The following is a 16,466-nucleotide window of genomic DNA, read 5'->3' as shown; positions in this document are numbered from 1 at the left end:
TCCCGAGCCTAGCAATCGAGCCAGAAGCATCAGCTGAAAGCAGGATCCCTGCGTTCGTAGAGTGCTCCCGGCTTGTTCAAGACCACCCACACGTGCGAGCCATCTTGGCGGCTAGAGCAACGAGGGCCTTGTTCGGATGCATCCGAGCTTGGCGCGCGTCGAGCCAGCTTGCCAGGCGATCGCGGTTCGGTCCAGATGCCGGAAGCAGGATCGCGCGCCATGCACGAGAAGCTTTCTCAAATAACGATTGCGGCGTTTGCTGATGCCAAGCAACGTCTGTTTTCCGTCGGTTGAGTATTGTCTGGGCACCAACCGCAGCCGGGCGCGGGCCTTGCGAAACTGCAGCCCATCACCGACCGCGGCAAGCACAGCAGTCGCACCTCATGCGCCGATACCACCAATTGTCATCAGCCGGCGTGCGATGCTCTCTCGGTTAGGGACTGCTTCGATCTCCCGTGACTTGGCGGATCCGTTCTTCGAGGCGGCAGAGATCGTCATAGAGATCGCCGACCAGACGCCGCACGCATTGGTGATAAGTCGTTCCCTTCGTCCTTCAAAGCGTGCGGCAACTCGATTTTGGATATTCCCAGCACCCTGACGCAGAGATACGCCGTACTCGCGGCAGAAAGCCCGCATCTGATTGATCAGGCGTCCTCGAGCCCATCATCTGATCACGGATTCGGTGCAGCGCTTGGAGATCGACCTGATCGGCTTCCTTAACGGCGACGAAACGCATTGTCGGCCGCGTCGCGGCCTCTGCGATCGCCTCGGCGTCGATGATATCGTTCTTGGTTGATTTCACGTAAGGGGTTGACGAATTTCGCGGGGATCAAGCGCACCTTATGACCAAGATGCCTGCATCTTCCGGGCGAGCCCTGTGTACCAGCGCAGGATTCCATGCCGACTACGCTTGGCTCTGCGCGAGTAAAGAACTGAAAAGTGTTTCTCCTCGAAAGCGAACCTTCTGAACAGGTGTGCCGTCGCAGCTCAGGCCCAACGACGTAGAATAGGTTTCTTACCGATGTCGATTCCATAGATAGCCCAGAGCGAGGCAAACTGCGATGGGCCATGATGCTCTCCTCTATTAGTCTGACCTCCCGTATGATGAGGGAGGAGGACGGGGCGGACCTTCCCTTTAATCGTGAGGCCCGCCGGCGAGCCGGAAAGCTGTCGCGCATCTCGTGGACGCCCACGGGATAAGCGAACGGCGGGCGTACGGCGGCATCAGGCGGAACGCCTGGGTGTCGCCGACGGAAGGGTAGTTCGACACGCCCAGCTGGTTGGAGCTCGAGGAATTGATCGCGTCGGCGCGAAGACTGGCGAGCGGCGTCCAGATCTGGCCGATTGGATCGGTAAAGGACTTGCGCCACTGCGCTTCGGCGATGAGGCTTCGATGAAGCCCCGCAGCATGCATTGCGATGGCGTCCGCGCGGATCGGGCTGATGCCGTCGTGGCACAGGCTGTTGGTATTGGCGAGCGTCGTGATCGGATCGAACACCGCCGCGTCACGCGACAGCTTCACGAAATTGGTCTTAAAGCTGAATCCGCCGCCGAACGCCGGATAGTTGAGCACGTCCGAATAATCGATCACGGGATAGACGACCGGCACCTGCTTACGCTCATGTGAACCGCTACTCGTGGGTCGCAAACCAAGCCAAGTTCCCACTTGCGACGAGGTGTGTGTCAGCTTGCCGTCAGCTAGGTCCACTATCGAGGACCATAGACGGACAACGCCGCGCAAAGTCGCAGACAGAACGGTCATCGCATGTGCATTCAAAGCAGTGTTTCGCCCATCGAAAAATGGTGCGTGGACGAGGTGGAAACGGAACAGTCACGAGCCAGCGCGCACAAGAACGGCAAGTGGTTTACAGCGCGGCATCGAGAGAGTCGCCTGGCGCCTAACTTTGTGGCTGAGCGATCAGAGGTAGAACTTTACAGGACGTTTAGAAACACGCGCCTGTCGATCGCTGTGTCCTTGATTGCGGCCGTAAGCGTGAGCACGCTCGTCAAGGCAGATGAGCCCTCGCCGAAATACATCGAGGTGCTGAACGCCCTCCAGGCGGGAAAGAACGTGAGAGTTGTGATGGATCTGAGTCGCTGTACAGTCGCCGATGGTGGAAAGCCAGGGCCGGCGACGCAGGGTGGGTTGGCCATCAGTGCTTTCCGGGTGACCCCCCAGAATGGCATCAGCTTCGCCAATACACATCAAACCCTCGATAGTTCGGGGCGCGCGGTGACGGAATACATTCGGCACAACCTCAGCCGCGAGGGCAAACTCACCGTGCGCGCATCTAAACTTGTGGTCGGCACAGTCGATGTCGTGAATCAAGGCGAGTTTGTCTGCGAGCTTCCCGAGGGCGCGAAGTTCATGTGGTAACCAGTTGGTCTCGCCGGTTGAAGAAAGTTGGGTAATCATTGCGCCACTGAATTATGGCGTGAGGAGCCTCGGCATGAAACCTGTACGCGGAGCTTGGCCGGATGTCGCCCTGCGAGCAGGTCGACCACCTTTACTAAGCCCGTGAGGTGTTTAGTTAAGCGTCGTTTCCTTAAACTTCTCGCAGCACATGGGGATACGCGAGTTTCGGGATCTCTTCGAAGGGATCTATACTTGACCCATGCTTAAGTCTGACGTGACAGCGGCATTGGCCGGAAGTGATCACGAAGCTGGAGCGCCGTCGTTGGCTCTCGAAGAAAGACAAGTGCCGGACCGTAGGGGGCGCTGTACCAAGGCGCACGGCGTTCCCGAGAATCCCCGGCGACACGCCGAGAGGAGACGTTCATCGTTGCTGCGCTGACGGTGCCATGCACAACTCGGCACAGAGTCATTTTGCCGCACTGATCGAGCGATCTGTGGGCGCCGCGCTTCCTCCGGGCGGACCAACCGCCAATCCAGGCCCTCAAACAGCGCGGTGAACATTGCCGGCGATATCCGCACCACGCCGTCCGCAAGTTTTGGCCACACGAACTCGCAAGCCTCGAGGCGTTTCTGCACCCGCACCAGGTCCGTTCGATCCCACACCAGAATCTTAATCCGGTCCCCCCGTTTCGACCGGGAACACGAAGGCCGTACCGCTGAACGGATCGAGACCAAGCATCTCCTGCACCTTCGCAGCAAGCCCATCGTGCCCCCAGCGGAAGTCGACGGGTCGCGTCGCGATATAAATCTTCAGTTCGGAGCCGAGGACAATGTCGTGACGCCCGCACCGCGCGGATCAATCGAGACAGCTGCTCCCCATCTATCGCCGCATCCGTTTTCGCCGCATCCGTTCGCACGACGACGTCGCCAATCGCAATCTCGAGCTTGACTGCCGGAACGTGACGCTTCTCTAACGGCCCGTCCACGACCAGTGGTGCGAACGGCGGCTGCGGAGCCTCGCGCGACGATAATTCGCCGCGCTGTCGGAAGCGTCGTCGCCAACGGTAAATTTGCCAGCGCGTCGCTCCGTGCTTGCGCGCTGCCTCCGCGTCTGAGCTCCGGGCAGCAGACTTTCGCCGAGGATCCGAGCCCACTCGGCCTCTGAACGCACACGACGCCCGGACGGCCCTTCAAGCACTTCAAGCCGGCTGACTGCTTCAGATCCAACTGATGAGCTGTCCAAACACGCGTCTTTTTTTGCCGTCCAATCCCATCTCAAACCTCCGTTCAAGCCGGAGGCTTCTTCGCACATCTTATCCAACCCCGGAGCGAGGGTGTTGGCTGACTCAATTACCACAATCTTTGCCTCGATCGCGGCTGCCAGTTCGATATCAGTCAGCCGTGATAGTCCGCGCCAGCTAACGCTATTTCCTGGACGCGGATCGCTTGCTCGGGCCAAATATCCTCCGAGCCGCGCGATCTTGACGACATAGTGCGAGAGCGTGCTTCGTCGACGGCGATCCACCCCAGTCTTTCACCAAATGATCAAGAAGCACTGAGTTGGGGATCTCAGCGCCGTCTGCGGTAGGGCATTCGGCGAGGAGTGATTGAGCATCGTTATCCAGAAGACGCGATCCGGATGAAGCACTTCTCGAAATTCGTTTCCGCAAGCTTCGAATTGTGCCGGCCGGTCGGTAAGCAGAAGAAATATCCCGCACTCACTCTGACCGTGATCCATGCTCAAGAGCGGACAACGCCGAAGCGGCGAAAAACGATCGAGTGGAAGCTCCAAGGCGGCAATCATACAATTGCCGACGAAATGGACGAGGTTACGGTCAAAGGCCTACATCGGATCAAAGGGGTCGCCGGCAAGCCGATCAACACAGGTTCGCACCAAGAAATGTGTTGCAACCTCCTCGGCCAAGCAAAACAGCTCATAGATGTCGCTCTCGCGATCACCAATATGAACGCATCGTCCAGGGGCAGCGAGAAGGTCGGTAGATTGCCGTAAATTCGCCAGCCAGCGGATACTCTCCTTCTCGATCGGAACACGCGTCGGATTGATCTTCCGCTTCGGCGCCGTCGTCCCCCTCGAACTTCTTTGCCGCCAGTCCGAGCGGAAGCCCCTCGGTCGTCACGGCGAGGCTCGAATGCATCAGGATGCCGCACTGTGTGCGCCCTGCCGTCTTGCGCGTAAAGCCAATCAAATCCGGCTTCTCGCGCTTAAAACTGAATTCCGTCGTGTGATGGAGAACGAAGCTCGATCCCTTCTCGTTGCCCCGTTCGTTGGAGAAGAAGCGATAGGCGGCCTCCGTGTTGGCCCAGTCCTGACAACCAGCGGGATGCTTTGTCCCATATCGCTCCCGATGTGTGCGAGCAGTTTGCAGAACCGGCGGCCAAGCCGCCCATCCTCAAACTCGCATCCCGCAGCTTCCCGATCAGCCCACGTCTCAATACCGGTCGTCAATCGCTGCGCACGCGCCTCCGCGCGTCCTTCACCAAGCCCATCGAGCACCCCACGCTTGCGAATCAGGTGCTCAACAACGAATCACAGATTCTTCCGATTCGAGATTTCCCCCGCGGCGCGGCGTTCACAACTGGTGTCAAATGTGCGTAATTGAAGGTTAGCCGCAGCCCTATTGATGCCGGCTTGACCTTTTGCGGATTCGCCATGGCATGAGGTCGTTAATTTTGCTTGGTGAATGGCCGGCGATGATCGCTTCGAGTGTTTCGGCGATGTAGGTGACCGGGTTGACGTCGTTGAGCTTGCAGGCCGGCACGATGGATGCGAGCAAAGCCCAGTTTTTGGCTCCGACCTCGTGACCGGCGAAGAGCGCGCTTGTTTTCTGATCATGCAGATCGGCCGAATCGCGTTTTCAACCGGATTGGGGTCGAGCTCGAGACGCCCGTCATTGAGTAACTGCGTCAGTCCCGGCCCAATGATTGGTGCGTAGCGGACTTCCTCAGCAAGCGTCGAGCCGCTCGAGGTTATAAGCACGGCTTCGTTCAAGAGCCCATCCGCGCCGACAGATGTATCGAAAACCGACAATGTCGCGTTCATTCGATCACATACCAACTCTCGAGCAGCGGCTACTAGCGCTGCAATTGTAGCGTCCGATTGTGTTAGCAAGGGTAACCCGCTCATCCCAACTAAGCAAAAGCGGAACATAATACAGTCGCAAGAAATGGCTTTGCCACTTTGGCGATGTTTTCGCGGACAGGTTCTTCCCCTGGTATGTACAACTTGACGCTACATGCGAGTTCAATCCCTTCGAAGGGCTGTTGCGAGAGTGCTTCCCATGGCTAGGACTGGTGGCTTGCAATCCTCGGACGCTCCTTCGGCGAGCCGCGCCTCTGTCGAAATGCGGCAGACGGTTAGAGGACGGGACCGGCATTATGCTAAGGCTCGATCTTCTCTTGTCGTCCGTGTCACCTTCAAGACGGCCAATGTGGGGAACGTAATAAGGCGGCCCGCCATTTCAGAATGGTAGGCCGAGGTCTACGCGGAATTCACTGTCCTGTACCAAGACGGCATCAGACTCCGAGAGTGGCACGCAGATTGCTGGTATGAGCAACAAAGAGCCGCGCAGCCAAAACGGTCCGGCGACTTCGCCCCAGAGTTGCACGATGAGACTTGCTCGATTTATCCTGATCAACGCAACTCTTCGTGTATGCTCGGAAATGCGGGAGCGGTGAACAACAATGTGGCGGTGACCGCGCCCCCCACAGAGCCGGCGAAGATTGCAGCGGGTAATGCTGTTGGCGTCAACGCTTCCGGTAAGACGGGTTTAACTTTGCATCCAGGCTACGGCGGAACGTTCTTCAAGATTCATCTAAGGAGGAACTGGCAGTCGCTGTCATGGCGCAGAGCCCCCGGATCTCCTCACAGTTACTACCACTATTGCATGATCAAGGCGCTGGTTGCGCGGGCACTGATCCCGAAGCATTTGCCACCTTCGGCGAGAGCAGAACGAGTCTGAGAATGTCGAGCAACCTTTAGCAATAGCTTTGGAGAGCAACATGGTGCTGCGCATGGAATCCCTGGCCCCACCTATCAAAGTGCAGAGCTGGCTGCGTGGCCAACCTCTGAAGAGCTTTCAATCCGGGAAGATGTACATTGTCGAATTTTGGGCGACTTGGTGCGGGCCATGTGTGGAGGCTATGCCCCATCTGGTGCGGCTGCAAGAGCAATACAGAGACAGGGGGCTTGAGGTCGTCGGAGTCGCAGCGAGCGAAAGAGCTCCAACCGCGAAAGAGGCCCGAACCAGTTTGGACGCGTGGTTGACCGAAAAGTTTCCGAAGCTGAACTATCGGATCGCGTTCGACTCCTCAGGCGAAATGGACAAGCTCTGGATGGAGCCCAGTTTTTCTTGCGGAATTCCCACTTCCTTCGTGGTCGACCGTGACGGCCGGATTGCCTTTATCGGACACCCGAGACAACTCGACGGCGTTTTGCCGAAAGTTCTCGACGGCATCTGGCGAACTAGCGATCAAGCCAAAGCTGCCGATGCGGACCGGATCGACGCAGACCAACGCGTTGCCCGCGAAACAGCCGTGATCGGGCCAATCTACGCGAAACTTCGGCCGGCGATGGAGGCCGAAGATTGGAAAACCGCGTTCTCGGCCGTTGAAGAGGGCCTTGGCTTGATGCCCAATCGAATGGACTTCCGTCAGCTTCATGTCAATCTGTTGCTTCACAAAATGCGCGACATGCGGACGGGCCTGCCTGCCATGCGCCAATTGGTTCGCGACGCGATCGACCAAAAATCCCAGGAGTGGATGACCGTAGCTATAAGCGAACTCTTCGATCCGGCGATTGACACGTCCCATCTCCCGCGTGCCGAGCGTTTTGCGATGGGTAGGGAGCTGTCCGAACAGATGCTGGCCCTAAAACCCCCGCCAGGCGACTACTACAAGTTCCGGGCATGTGAGGCGGTCGCTCAGTATTACTACGAGAGCGGCAACAAGGAACGCGCGATCGAGTTGATTGAGCTGGCACTGAAATCAGTGGAGGATCCGCATCCTATGCAGGAAGAAAGGAAACAGGACTACGTACCTAGGTTGGTCCAGGCTTTGGCCAACTACAAGGGTGAGAAAGCTTGTTACGGAGAGTTTTGTTCGGCTCCGCAAACAAAGCAACCTCCTGAGAGCCGGACCGAAAATGAGTGAGTGATTTCGATCCGGCTGTGATTCCTTCGGATTTGCGAAGGCGGGCTTTGCCGAGCGAGTTCTCGCCGTACTCGACGATGCAGTGCTATTTTTAGGCTTAGCGCGACAGCGGCAGATGGCAGAGGATCATACAAGCTTGGTTCGGCAGGCGCGGCGCAAGCGTGGGCGTAAGCCGAGGGCGACGGCCTCAACGGAAGAATGCCGATCATCGACGATCTCGAGGAGATCTCGGCGCTGTTCGGCGGTGAGCGGTTTGGGTCCCCAGTCGTCGGGTCACGTTAGGATCAACGTGACTGGACGATTGTGGATTGTCGGCGCTCACCGCCGCCGAGCGGCGAGATCTACTGAAGATGCTCGAGGACCGCCATGTCCATGCCTCCACCATCGTAGCCAGCCAAGTCCCGTGGATACATGGCATAAAGCTATGGGAGAGCCGATGACTTCATGGTGCCTCGTTCTTCGATCGCTCGGTGCCTCGTACCCGGTTGCGATGATGAGTAATTTGTGTCTGAGAGCTCGATCCGGGTCACTCCAAGCTCAGCCGCGGCGCCCTGAATCGAGAAGCTCCCGTCGGGCTAGCGCATTGGGTTCTTGTCCATGCCGTTGATTTGTAAGCGCTTAGCCGGGCTTTCAATTACCTATAATCTTTGCCTCGATCGCGGCTCTTCGCGGGCTACTACTTTCGTTCAAAAGCCGAAGTATGCATCTAACGAGCATTTTCTTGGGCTCGGCCATTGATGTCGATCAAAGCGAAATCCGTCGAGCAAGCGGTGCACCGGCGGCCGCCATTGGCCGACCATCAGCTCAAGCGAGAGGTTCTGCGAGTAATATTTGATGTTTGGAAACAAGCTGCGCTCTTGAAGGTCGGGCAATAAGAGGTTGAGCGGTACCAAAACATCCATGAGTTCGCTTCCGATCACCACGACAGTCTGCGAGAGGTGCAAGGTGAGGCGAGTCACGATCGAGAAGTCGAGGAGATGCAAAGGCTCATCGTTTCTCTTGTATTTGCCAACGGAATTTGAACAGGATCAAGGACGCCGAGCAGCGGCAGAAGGACATTCCTGTGATCTGATGGTTTCTTCGAAGCCGGCTGAAAGATCGAAGCAGACCAGTTGGGGCGGCTTCATGGGCACCGGGCGCGCCGCCGCCGTTTGAATCTGCCTGAGCCAGCTGAAGCAGCTCCGCGAGCATATCGAGCTCCCCGAAGTGATGGACAGCGTCATCTCGGAGAGAGAACGACGAAGTGAAGGATGTCGCTTGGCAGGCGGACATCCACATTGTGGTCGCCGATTCTACGCGCTTCTTGACGCGGGATTACCGCGGCCGATGCATCAGCGGGCGACTTTCCTGCACGGCTTATTGCCTTTGAGAAGAGAAAATTGCTGCAGCAGCAACTAATCATCATCTCGGCGGTGGTGCGTTGCCTTTGTTGAACATCGAGATCGGTCGCAACTTCCTGTTGGACATGAACTTCCCATCATATCTGCCCATCCGCAAATACGACGGCGACACTAGCATTCAAGCAGCAATGCATTGTTTCGGTCAAGAATGTGCTCGGCACCGCGAAAGAGATAGGGCTCGGCGCCCTCAACGTCTTGAAGAAGGATGCGATCGTTGCCCGCGCTCACCTCCAAATCAACACCCGCACATCGACTAAAGGCTTCAATCTGCCGTGCGGTTCGAGGGCTGGGACCAAGAAACGAGATCATCGTGACGAGCCGTCTGCAGCAAAGCCGGCCAGATGCGTCCGATAGCACAATCATTCCGTCACCAATGGAAGGTCCGCACGCCGCAGCGGTCGGGCCAATTCCGATGATCTGTTCACTGACAAGGGCCCGATCGCATGCTTGGCGTGCCATTCGCAAAGCTCGAACGGTACTCCATCCCTTCTCGAGCCTGCCGCCTGCTCGATAACGCTTGGCGAGGCTGATGTTATTTGTCGGTTCGCGCGGACGCTGATCTTTCTTGCTAACCGCCGTCGAGCTAATCGGGTGGCTCCGTCCCGGACATGACAGGGAAGTTACGACGTAACACTTTTGGTGAACCAACGCGCGCTTCATCTTAATTGCCGCGTGGCAAGCGACGAAGGAGGCGGTTGATCAAAAAAGTTGCGATTGATCTTGCACGCCGAACCCTTGAAGCGATCGTTTTGGCAGGCGCGGCATTCATAACCAATTATGTGACATGTTCTTGCCATGCAAATCAATTGCTAGCGTTGATAGGCGACAAAGGCGCCCATGTTGCTAAAGAGCTGAGGAAGACGTTGAAAATAGAGCCACGACTAAAAGAATGTTCATCGAGCGAAGAAGGTAGAGCATTTCGATCGGAATGCAGCAATCGAGTTCACCGCGCCGCGCTCGACGACGGGGTGCTGATAGTTCCTTGCGGAGTTCGACCATCAGGCATGCCGATCGATTCGTCCAAGTTCTTCGACTCCATCCGCATCAAGCCGCGAGCCAAGCAGCAAGCCATGGCGCGCGAGACTGTGGTCGCCTGCGAAAAGATCGGCTGCCAGAACAAGGGTATTTATCGCGCGCCGAAGGGCCGCGAAAATCCGGGCAAGTATTGGCATTTCTGCCTGGTTCACGTGCGCGAGTACAACCAGAATTACAATTTTTTCTCTGGCATGAATGCCGAAGCTATTGCGCGCTATCAGAAGGATGCGCTGACCGGCCACCTTCCGACGTGGAAGATGGGAGCAATTGGCGGCGTCAAGAAGGCCGCGGAAGCGGCGATCGACGGTCCCTTCGATCCGTCGAGTATGTTCTCGGAGAGAGATGGCCCTGCCAACTACGACTCGGACTCACAGTCCAAGGCCGAGACGCGCAAGGTCATGAATGCCGAGCGCAAGGCGCTCCAGATCATGGGCCTCGACCACAACGCCACGCTCGGCGACGTCAAAACCAAGTACAAGGCCTTGGTTAAGCGGCATCATCCCGACGCCAATGGCGGTGACCGCTCCACCGAAGATCGCCTGATCGAGATCATCAAGGCATACAATTACTTGAAGACGGTGCTGCGCGATCTCTAGTCCTATTGAGCCAGAGTGTTGTGTCCTTTGTCGACAGCGTTCAAATGAAGACGCGCTTCAGCAGGGAGGTTGAAATGGATCTGACAAACGGGCGACGTAGAGGTGCGATTTCCGTCACCTTTTGTGGGTCTTGCGAGCGTCATCGGCATGCAGAGCGCCGCGCGATTGTCTTACGGGCTGATGGTTCGAGCCGGTAAAGGAAGTTTGGACGCTAAGCGTGCCTTTGAGATGAACGGAAGGCTGGCAAGCTCCTATCGAGATTGCGCCGGGATGGTCCGCGCCTCTTGGCTTCACGACCTTGAGATGAGTTTCGTCACGAAATGCCAATGCTACGCAGAAAATCATCCGAGTGAGCACGAATCCAAAATTTCTATTTGTGAGCGGCGTGAATTTGTGGTGCACTCGTGGGTAGCGTTTGGTGTGGCAATATATTTTTGGGTGCATTTGCAGGGAGAGGTGCCATGACTACTTCACGCAGGGATGTGTTGCTGCAAGGTGCCGTGATCGGTGCGGGTGTCATCGCGGCCAACATTACGGGTATGGAAGCATGGGCGGAAGGCGCGCCTGCTGCGCCAAAATTGCGGCGCTCGCTTCACGGCATGGCCCTCAACGATCCGATCCTACAGACGTGGCGCGACGGCGTCCGCCTCTTGAAGGCCGCCAACGGCGATATCAGTTGGGCCAGCTTTGCTGCGATTCATGGCAATGATGAAGGCTGGGGTCTGTGTCCGCACGGCAATTGGTATTTCCTGCCCTGGCATCGCGCCTACCTTCTCATGTACGAGCGCGCGGTACGCCAACTCACCGGCAACAACGACTTCGCTTTACCTTACTGGGACTGGACCCTCGATCGGCAGATGCCGCAGGCGTTCACGGACAAGACGTTCAACGGCCAGCCAAATTCCCTGTTTGAACAGGAGCGCGATGCGACTCCGGCCGACGCCCTGCCGGACAGCATCGTAGGACAGGGGGTCATCAACCAGATTCTCCGGGAGTCGCCGTTCGAGACTTTTGGTACCAGTCGCCCGGACGGACAGAATAATGTCGACCAGTCATGGGTCGTTTGCGAGTTCTGTGGCATCCAGGGAACGCTCGAGGGCACCCCGCATAACAACGTTCACAATTTTGTCGGCGGCATCATGGCTGGGGTCGGTTCATCGCGCGACCCGATCTTCATGACGCACCACTGCAATATCGACCGCATCTGGTGGCTATGGAAGCAGGGCGGGGGCGCGGATTCTCCCGATCCACTGTGGAGCGGCATGACATTCCAGAACAACTTCTTCAATCCCGACGGCTCGCGCTATTCGCCGCAGGTGTCTGATCTGCTGATGCCAGAGCCCCTTGGTTACACCTACGTCGAGACGCCCATCGCGACGGTAGCCCTCACGGGCGTGTCGACCGAGCTTGCTCTACGATCCAACAAATTTACCGCCCTTTGGGCCACGCCGAAGGGTGCCGCCAGGCCTGCCGGCATAGCATCATATTCGGCTTCGGTGACGCAGCCGGCCGCGACGGTCGCGAAATATCTGGAGATCCCGGTCGATGTTGATGCCGCGGCGCTTGCGCCCGTGGCCGCTCGCCCATCGCTGCCGAGCGGCTTCGAGACTTTGAGCCTCGCCAGCGCTCGCCAGCACTATCTCAATGGACCGCGCTGTTTTGCTTTCTTGCGCGACTTTGATGTCGGCAAGAACACCAACATCGAATATCGCGTGTTCCTGAACTGCGATTATCTGACAGCGAGCACGCCGACCACCGACCGGCATTATGTCGGATCGTTCGGCTTCTTCGGCGCGCACGGCGGCCACGCCCACGGCGGAGGCGAGCCGAAAAAGCCCTCCATCGGCGTCGATCTCACCGCGGCGATTTCGCGGGTCTACGGCCCCTCGGCGACACCCCCCGGCAAGTTGCGGGTGCAGATCCAGCCGGCAGCGCTGCGGGCGGGCGGCAACGCGGACGGCAGCGCCAAGCCGGCCAGCGTGGAAGTTGCAATCGTCTCGGCGTGATCCCACATCAGGCATTGCTGGCGACGCAAAAGCTGATGGACCAGGGCCATGGACGTTCGTCGTAGTTTGATCATTGGTGCGGGAAGTGCGCTCGCGATCTTTGCCGTGACCGCAGCGCTTCCCGCGGAGGGTGACCCATTGATCGCGACCGTCGGCAAACCTGCGATCGTGACGGCGGCGGCGGCCAAGCCGCAGGCGGATGCTGTTGCGGCGGACAAGCCGCCGCCCCGCGTCGTGGTTCACGTCACCGGCTACCAGCCCGCGCAGGAGGGCACCGTCCTCGGGGTCGTGAAGGTGCAGAAGGTTGACGGGACGGAGCAGGAGATCGGGACCTTCGGCGTGTTTCCGGATAGGGTTTTCAAGGCCGCGACGTCACGGGCGAGAGTGTTCAGCTTCCCGCTTCCGAAGGAACTGGCCGCTGATCCGGTGAAGCTGAAAATCGAGGTCGTTCCTGACAAGGCGCGTGGAACAGGAGAGGGCGCACAACTCGAGATCGGACATGCGGAAATCCAGTAAGCCGCATTACGAGGCATGTTGTGCGATTGGAAGGCCGCTTGCGCAATTGGCGTGCGGCCAACTTTACGAGAGATATTCTGAGTATGGGCTGACCCACGTTCGATGGAGTTCGCGCTAAGGGAGTGCGACGTGGATTTTGCCGGCGACGTCGAGAAAGGTTTCCTTCGTCATGGATTCCAACGATCGATCGGGACGACCGAGAGCAAATTGAGTGCTCCGGCGATCGGCGCGAGAGTTTCGGACGACCAACGACGCAGGTGCGCTCCGGGCATTTCTCCGCGAATTCCAAGCTCGACTGTCACGGTACCGTCGCCCATTCCGCTCTCGTTGATCTTGACGCGAGGCCGCTTCCCGGAGATCGAGATGTTCAAATGCACGTGCGACGGCAGCAGATAGAAGCCGCGACCGGCCAACGCGATCAGGGCTATCTGCAGGCTCGTGACGAACTCTTCCGCCACGGCGGGCATCATCGACACGCAATCCGCCGAAGGCGATGCAGTGGGCCCCGCCATTGTCCATCCAGGCGCGGCTGCAGCTGTAGCGTGATATAGTGCCATGCCGGAGTACCGGAGTGTGAGCTTGCGGCCGCAGCGCTTGCACCAGATCAGACCGGCCAGCAGCGCGTCACCATGCTTGGGCGCGCCGTGATGCCGACCGGTGGGAACATTGCTGCTGATGGTGCGAATCGCCTCGAACTTCTCCCAGCTCACATACCCTTCGTGAGTGTTGGGCTTCAGCGTCAGCCATTCGTTCCGCGCCTTCCGGCGGATCTTCACGCTCACGCCCGCGGTGCTGTATCCCGCCGCCACAGCTGTCTTACCATAGGCATAGGCGCCGCCGTAGACCGGGTTCTCAATGATCCGGTGGATGGCGGAGTAGTTTGGTCGCCGTCAGGCCGTGTCGGCGGTTGGTCTGCACCGGCAAATCGATTGTACTCGTGGAGCCAGCAGAGCGCCTGTCGCGCGCTGCCCAGTTCCTCGACCTCGTCGAACACCAGGTTGATTGCTTCCTGGACGCGCCGATCCGGGTCTTTCTCATAATGGTCGCCGGCCTTCCGAAGCCGACCGGCGCTGTCACAATCAACTCGCCCCGGCGCGCCTTCTCGTATCGGGCCGAGAGCGAGCGCTGGCGCAACAGATCCAGCTCGTACTCGTTGAGGCTACCCTTGAGCCCGAGCAGCAGGCGGTCGTTGCCGTGCCTTGGCGCATAGATGGTCTCTTGATCGACCAGAACGGTATCGACCAGGCGGCACATCTCGATGAGTTGCTGCCAAGCCCGGCGGTTGCGGGCGAAGCGCGAGACCTCGCGGGCGCAAACCGCACCAACCTTGCCGAGGCAGACCTCCGCCACCATTCGCTTGAATCCGGCACGTTGTATGCCGCCGGCGGCTGAACGACCGAGATCATCATCGATCACTTCAAACTCTGACCACCCGAGGGCCGTCAGCCGGTCTCGCATGGCGTATTGCAGCGCGCTGCTCTCGCGATTGTGCAACACCTGATGGGCCGAAGACTGACGCACGTACAGAATCGCCTTCTCCAGATGATGAGGCCTGATCTTGTCAGAGATCATGATCGACCTCCTTCGCGGGCGGCGTCGCTGTCATCGCTGCATGGTCGGGGATCAACTGCGTGATCAGGCTCGTGAGCGCTGCCCGCACTTCTGCGGGCAGATCCACCCATGTGGGCGCGCCGATGGCGCCGTTCGACCGGCCACTCCCGAACAGATCCATCTGCTGCTGCCGCGGTTGTCGATTGTGTCGGTATCCGCTCGCACTGCCGTCTGCCGTGACATGAGTCTCTCCCCCATTCTGGTCGTGAGAGGCTGCTAGATGCGCCAGAAAGCAGGGCAGCTGATGGCGTTCGATCCTTCAACGCCAGATCGAGAAGCGCAGAGAGCGCAGCAAGTGCGTCAATGCTGACAAACGGCTGAGCTGTCAAAGGCTCAGCGTCAGGGCATGCCGTCCGGTCGAACATCCACGCTGGAACTTCCAGGCAACGATCTATTTTCGATCCATCAAGAGAGCAGCGGAAAGCGACATCATTAGCCTTCTCGACCCTTCCATGAACGCAAACTCGGCGACCAAACCAGGGATGATGTCGATAAAGAACCTCGCGAAGAACGATCCTGTGGGCGTTCTTGAGCCTTGTTGTATAACGAAGAACGGCCCCATGGGGCGATCGGCAATTGACCGCCGATTTTGCTGCACCACCACGTTGGCGCAACCAGCCCGCCAACGTGACAGAGGCGCAAAACTCTAGTTCTGGGTGGTCCAAAGTTCGGTCTCGCTACAAAACCCCCGAGACTCTAACTGCCACTGGATGAAAAGCAGTGGCAGGTCACCCATTCGTCAGGCTAATCGCTGTCGCTCGGGGATGCTGCTCATGCACCCTTGAAGTAAGACTCAACTTTCAGGAAAAGTGGGGACTACGCTAGGCCAATGCCACGGCTATCCTTCGAGTCCCCGGTGCCGATGTCCAGTTGTTCACCGCATGCGCCCAAGTTAGGTTGTTCAGAATAACAAGGTCCCCTGGTTTTAGCTTGAGAATAATCTCGTCACAAAAAAGTTTTTCGTAATCGGCGCCTGAACACCAGCTCCGTCCTGCATTAACGGGGTCCAGTTGGTGCAACTCAAAACCGTTCGGCGGGATCTTGAGAAGTTCGCGCTCCTGCAACATCCGAACGAAAAAGTGAAGACAGCTTTGGTCAACACTACCAATGTTATCCCAAAGGACATTCACATCGCGCCCTAGGAGAAGGGAAAAGCTTCTTTTCGGTCTTGCCATAACAATCGCCAGCAAAAGGCCCGGGATCTCGGATTTCACCTCGGCTACTATTTGGTCATCTGGTACCAAATAGTCATCCGGCGAGCTCAGACGATAAAGTGCTTTTGCACGAGTGATCATGCCCCGAGACAATGGCTTTGATCCAGGTAATATTTTTGTCGTTTTTTCTCGTAAAAGTCCCCATGCCTCACTTGTGTCGTCGATGTTCAATAGGATTGTTTCTCCTCCGTCTTTACTATTCTCGAAACAATAAAAGCACGACAACTGCATATTAGATATTCTATCTCCTTCGGAATGCGGGGTGACAAACTGATAATCATCTCGGGAATTAACGCTCATGAAGTATTTGTTGATCCGCCGTCGATGACCAAGAAAATCGGAAAAGCCGGCCTCCAGCTCTAGCTTTTTTTGCAATCCCAGTTCGCCGGCAATTTGATGTACGAGGCGGTCCGACTCGCTCGGTGAGACATTACGAATCAAAATGACACAGTCTCGACTGAGTGCCTCGATCACGCAAGTCACATCCAAGCCGCTGCACCCAAGGGTCAACAGCATGCGCCGATGTGAGAGATCAGGAGTCAGTTGCGGTTGCGACATTCGCC

Annotated in this window: 17 protein-coding genes and 3 pseudogenes; 7 read left to right on the top strand and 13 right to left on the bottom strand. The window is 57.8% G+C overall.

Features of this window, described 5'->3' with window-relative positions; translation table 11 throughout:
* Nucleotides 1-29: 29 nt before the first annotated feature.
* Nucleotides 30-1,070: pseudogene (locus ACVWYQ_RS15855) on the bottom strand (IS110 family RNA-guided transposase).
* A gap of 65 nt (nucleotides 1,071-1,135) precedes the next feature.
* Nucleotides 1,136-1,609 carry an LPS assembly protein LptD gene (gene lptD / locus ACVWYQ_RS15850; RefSeq protein ID WP_456725886.1) on the bottom strand — a complete coding sequence of 158 codons (474 nt, stop codon included), beginning with the start codon at nucleotides 1,607-1,609 and terminating at the stop codon, nucleotides 1,136-1,138.
* Between the two features lie 198 nt (nucleotides 1,610-1,807).
* Between lptD and ACVWYQ_RS15845 the strand changes: the two genes are divergently transcribed.
* Nucleotides 1,808-2,377 carry a VirK family protein gene (locus ACVWYQ_RS15845; protein WP_456725885.1) on the top strand — a complete coding sequence of 190 codons (570 nt, stop codon included), beginning with the start codon at nucleotides 1,808-1,810 and terminating at the stop codon, nucleotides 2,375-2,377.
* A gap of 279 nt (nucleotides 2,378-2,656) precedes the next feature.
* On the opposite strand, the gene tnpB (ACVWYQ_RS15840) is transcribed toward ACVWYQ_RS15845, so the two are convergent.
* A complete protein-coding gene (gene tnpB, locus ACVWYQ_RS15840; RefSeq protein WP_456725884.1) occupies nucleotides 2,657-3,091 on the bottom strand; it encodes an IS66 family insertion sequence element accessory protein TnpB in 435 nt (144 codons plus the stop codon).
* Nucleotides 3,027-3,164: an IS66 family insertion sequence element accessory protein TnpB gene (gene tnpB / locus ACVWYQ_RS15835; RefSeq protein ID WP_456727154.1), complete on the bottom strand. Its 138-nt coding sequence runs from the start codon at nucleotides 3,162-3,164 to the stop codon at nucleotides 3,027-3,029. Before tnpB (ACVWYQ_RS15835) ends, tnpB (ACVWYQ_RS15840) begins: the two co-directional genes overlap by 65 nt.
* A gap of 795 nt (nucleotides 3,165-3,959) precedes the next feature.
* On the opposite strand from tnpB (ACVWYQ_RS15835), the gene ACVWYQ_RS15830 reads away from it, so the two are divergent.
* The gene (locus ACVWYQ_RS15830; RefSeq protein WP_456725883.1) at nucleotides 3,960-4,367 is read left to right on the top strand and encodes a hypothetical protein; all 408 of its coding nucleotides are present in this window, start codon (nucleotides 3,960-3,962) and stop codon (nucleotides 4,365-4,367) included.
* On the opposite strand, the pseudogene ACVWYQ_RS15825 reads toward ACVWYQ_RS15830, so the two are convergent.
* Nucleotides 4,312-4,823 (bottom strand): annotated as a pseudogene (locus ACVWYQ_RS15825) (IS4/Tn5 family transposase DNA-binding protein). The gene ACVWYQ_RS15830 and the pseudogene ACVWYQ_RS15825 sit on opposite strands and share 56 nt — an antisense overlap.
* Here ACVWYQ_RS15825 and ACVWYQ_RS15820 point away from each other — a divergent pair.
* Nucleotides 4,704-4,973: a hypothetical protein gene (locus ACVWYQ_RS15820; protein ID WP_456727241.1), complete on the top strand. Its 270-nt coding sequence runs from the start codon at nucleotides 4,704-4,706 to the stop codon at nucleotides 4,971-4,973. The pseudogene ACVWYQ_RS15825 and the gene ACVWYQ_RS15820 sit on opposite strands and share 120 nt — an antisense overlap.
* Before the next feature lie 19 nt (nucleotides 4,974-4,992).
* On the opposite strand, the gene ACVWYQ_RS15815 is transcribed toward ACVWYQ_RS15820, so the two are convergent.
* Both ACVWYQ_RS15815 and ACVWYQ_RS15810 read right to left on the bottom strand, forming a co-directional pair.
* Complete coding sequence (locus ACVWYQ_RS15815) at nucleotides 4,993-5,136, bottom strand: transposase domain-containing protein (protein ID WP_456727153.1); 144 nt, start codon at nucleotides 5,134-5,136, stop codon at nucleotides 4,993-4,995.
* Nucleotides 5,137-5,252: 116 nt separating this feature from the next.
* Nucleotides 5,253-5,417 (bottom strand): annotated as a pseudogene (locus ACVWYQ_RS15810) (hypothetical protein); the annotation flags it as partial.
* Between the two features lie 959 nt (nucleotides 5,418-6,376).
* On the opposite strand from ACVWYQ_RS15810, the gene ACVWYQ_RS15805 reads away from it, so the two are divergent.
* Nucleotides 6,377-7,525: a TlpA disulfide reductase family protein gene (locus ACVWYQ_RS15805; protein ID WP_456725882.1), complete on the top strand. Its 1,149-nt coding sequence runs from the start codon at nucleotides 6,377-6,379 to the stop codon at nucleotides 7,523-7,525.
* 686 nt (nucleotides 7,526-8,211) lie between these two features.
* Here the strand turns inward: ACVWYQ_RS15805 and ACVWYQ_RS15800 are convergent.
* Both ACVWYQ_RS15800 and ACVWYQ_RS15795 read right to left on the bottom strand, forming a co-directional pair.
* On the bottom strand, nucleotides 8,212-8,508 hold the full coding sequence (locus ACVWYQ_RS15800) for a hypothetical protein (protein ID WP_456725881.1): 297 nt from the start codon (nucleotides 8,506-8,508) through the stop codon (nucleotides 8,212-8,214).
* A 528-nt stretch (nucleotides 8,509-9,036) separates the two neighbouring features.
* On the bottom strand, nucleotides 9,037-9,384 hold the full coding sequence (locus tag ACVWYQ_RS15795) for a hypothetical protein (RefSeq protein ID WP_456725880.1): 348 nt from the start codon (nucleotides 9,382-9,384) through the stop codon (nucleotides 9,037-9,039).
* A gap of 545 nt (nucleotides 9,385-9,929) precedes the next feature.
* On the opposite strand from ACVWYQ_RS15795, the gene ACVWYQ_RS15790 reads away from it, so the two are divergent.
* From ACVWYQ_RS15790 to ACVWYQ_RS15780, 3 genes are all read left to right on the top strand, one after another.
* Nucleotides 9,930-10,556 carry a J domain-containing protein gene (locus ACVWYQ_RS15790; protein ID WP_456727152.1) on the top strand — a complete coding sequence of 209 codons (627 nt, stop codon included), beginning with the start codon at nucleotides 9,930-9,932 and terminating at the stop codon, nucleotides 10,554-10,556.
* Nucleotides 10,557-11,017: 461 nt separating this feature from the next.
* Complete coding sequence (locus ACVWYQ_RS15785; RefSeq protein WP_456725879.1) at nucleotides 11,018-12,562, top strand: tyrosinase family protein; 1,545 nt, start codon at nucleotides 11,018-11,020, stop codon at nucleotides 12,560-12,562.
* A 48-nt stretch (nucleotides 12,563-12,610) separates the two neighbouring features.
* Nucleotides 12,611-13,078: a hypothetical protein gene (locus tag ACVWYQ_RS15780; protein ID WP_456725878.1), complete on the top strand. Its 468-nt coding sequence runs from the start codon at nucleotides 12,611-12,613 to the stop codon at nucleotides 13,076-13,078.
* A gap of 167 nt (nucleotides 13,079-13,245) precedes the next feature.
* Here ACVWYQ_RS15780 and ACVWYQ_RS15775 read toward each other — a convergent pair whose 3' ends face one another.
* The 4 genes from ACVWYQ_RS15775 to ACVWYQ_RS15760 form a co-directional block, all read right to left on the bottom strand.
* Nucleotides 13,246-13,935: a recombinase family protein gene (locus ACVWYQ_RS15775; RefSeq protein WP_338122905.1), complete on the bottom strand. Its 690-nt coding sequence runs from the start codon at nucleotides 13,933-13,935 to the stop codon at nucleotides 13,246-13,248.
* On the bottom strand, nucleotides 13,931-14,650 hold the full coding sequence (locus ACVWYQ_RS15770; RefSeq protein WP_456725877.1) for a recombinase family protein: 720 nt from the start codon (nucleotides 14,648-14,650) through the stop codon (nucleotides 13,931-13,933). Before ACVWYQ_RS15770 ends, ACVWYQ_RS15775 begins: the two co-directional genes overlap by 5 nt.
* On the bottom strand, nucleotides 14,640-14,810 hold the full coding sequence (locus ACVWYQ_RS15765; RefSeq protein WP_456725876.1) for a hypothetical protein: 171 nt from the start codon (nucleotides 14,808-14,810) through the stop codon (nucleotides 14,640-14,642). The genes ACVWYQ_RS15770 and ACVWYQ_RS15765 overlap by 11 nt, the downstream gene beginning before the upstream one ends.
* Before the next feature lie 700 nt (nucleotides 14,811-15,510).
* Nucleotides 15,511-16,377, bottom strand: coding sequence for a Fe(II)-2OG oxygenase family protein (locus ACVWYQ_RS15760; protein ID WP_157287969.1), 867 nt, complete (start codon nucleotides 16,375-16,377; stop codon nucleotides 15,511-15,513).
* Nucleotides 16,378-16,466: the final 89 nt, after the last annotated feature.

The sequence above is a fragment of the Bradyrhizobium sp. USDA 3397 genome (genome assembly GCF_054060965.1).
Note: the sequence above shows the minus strand (reverse complement) of the source record. Positions and strands in the feature narration are given on the sequence as shown.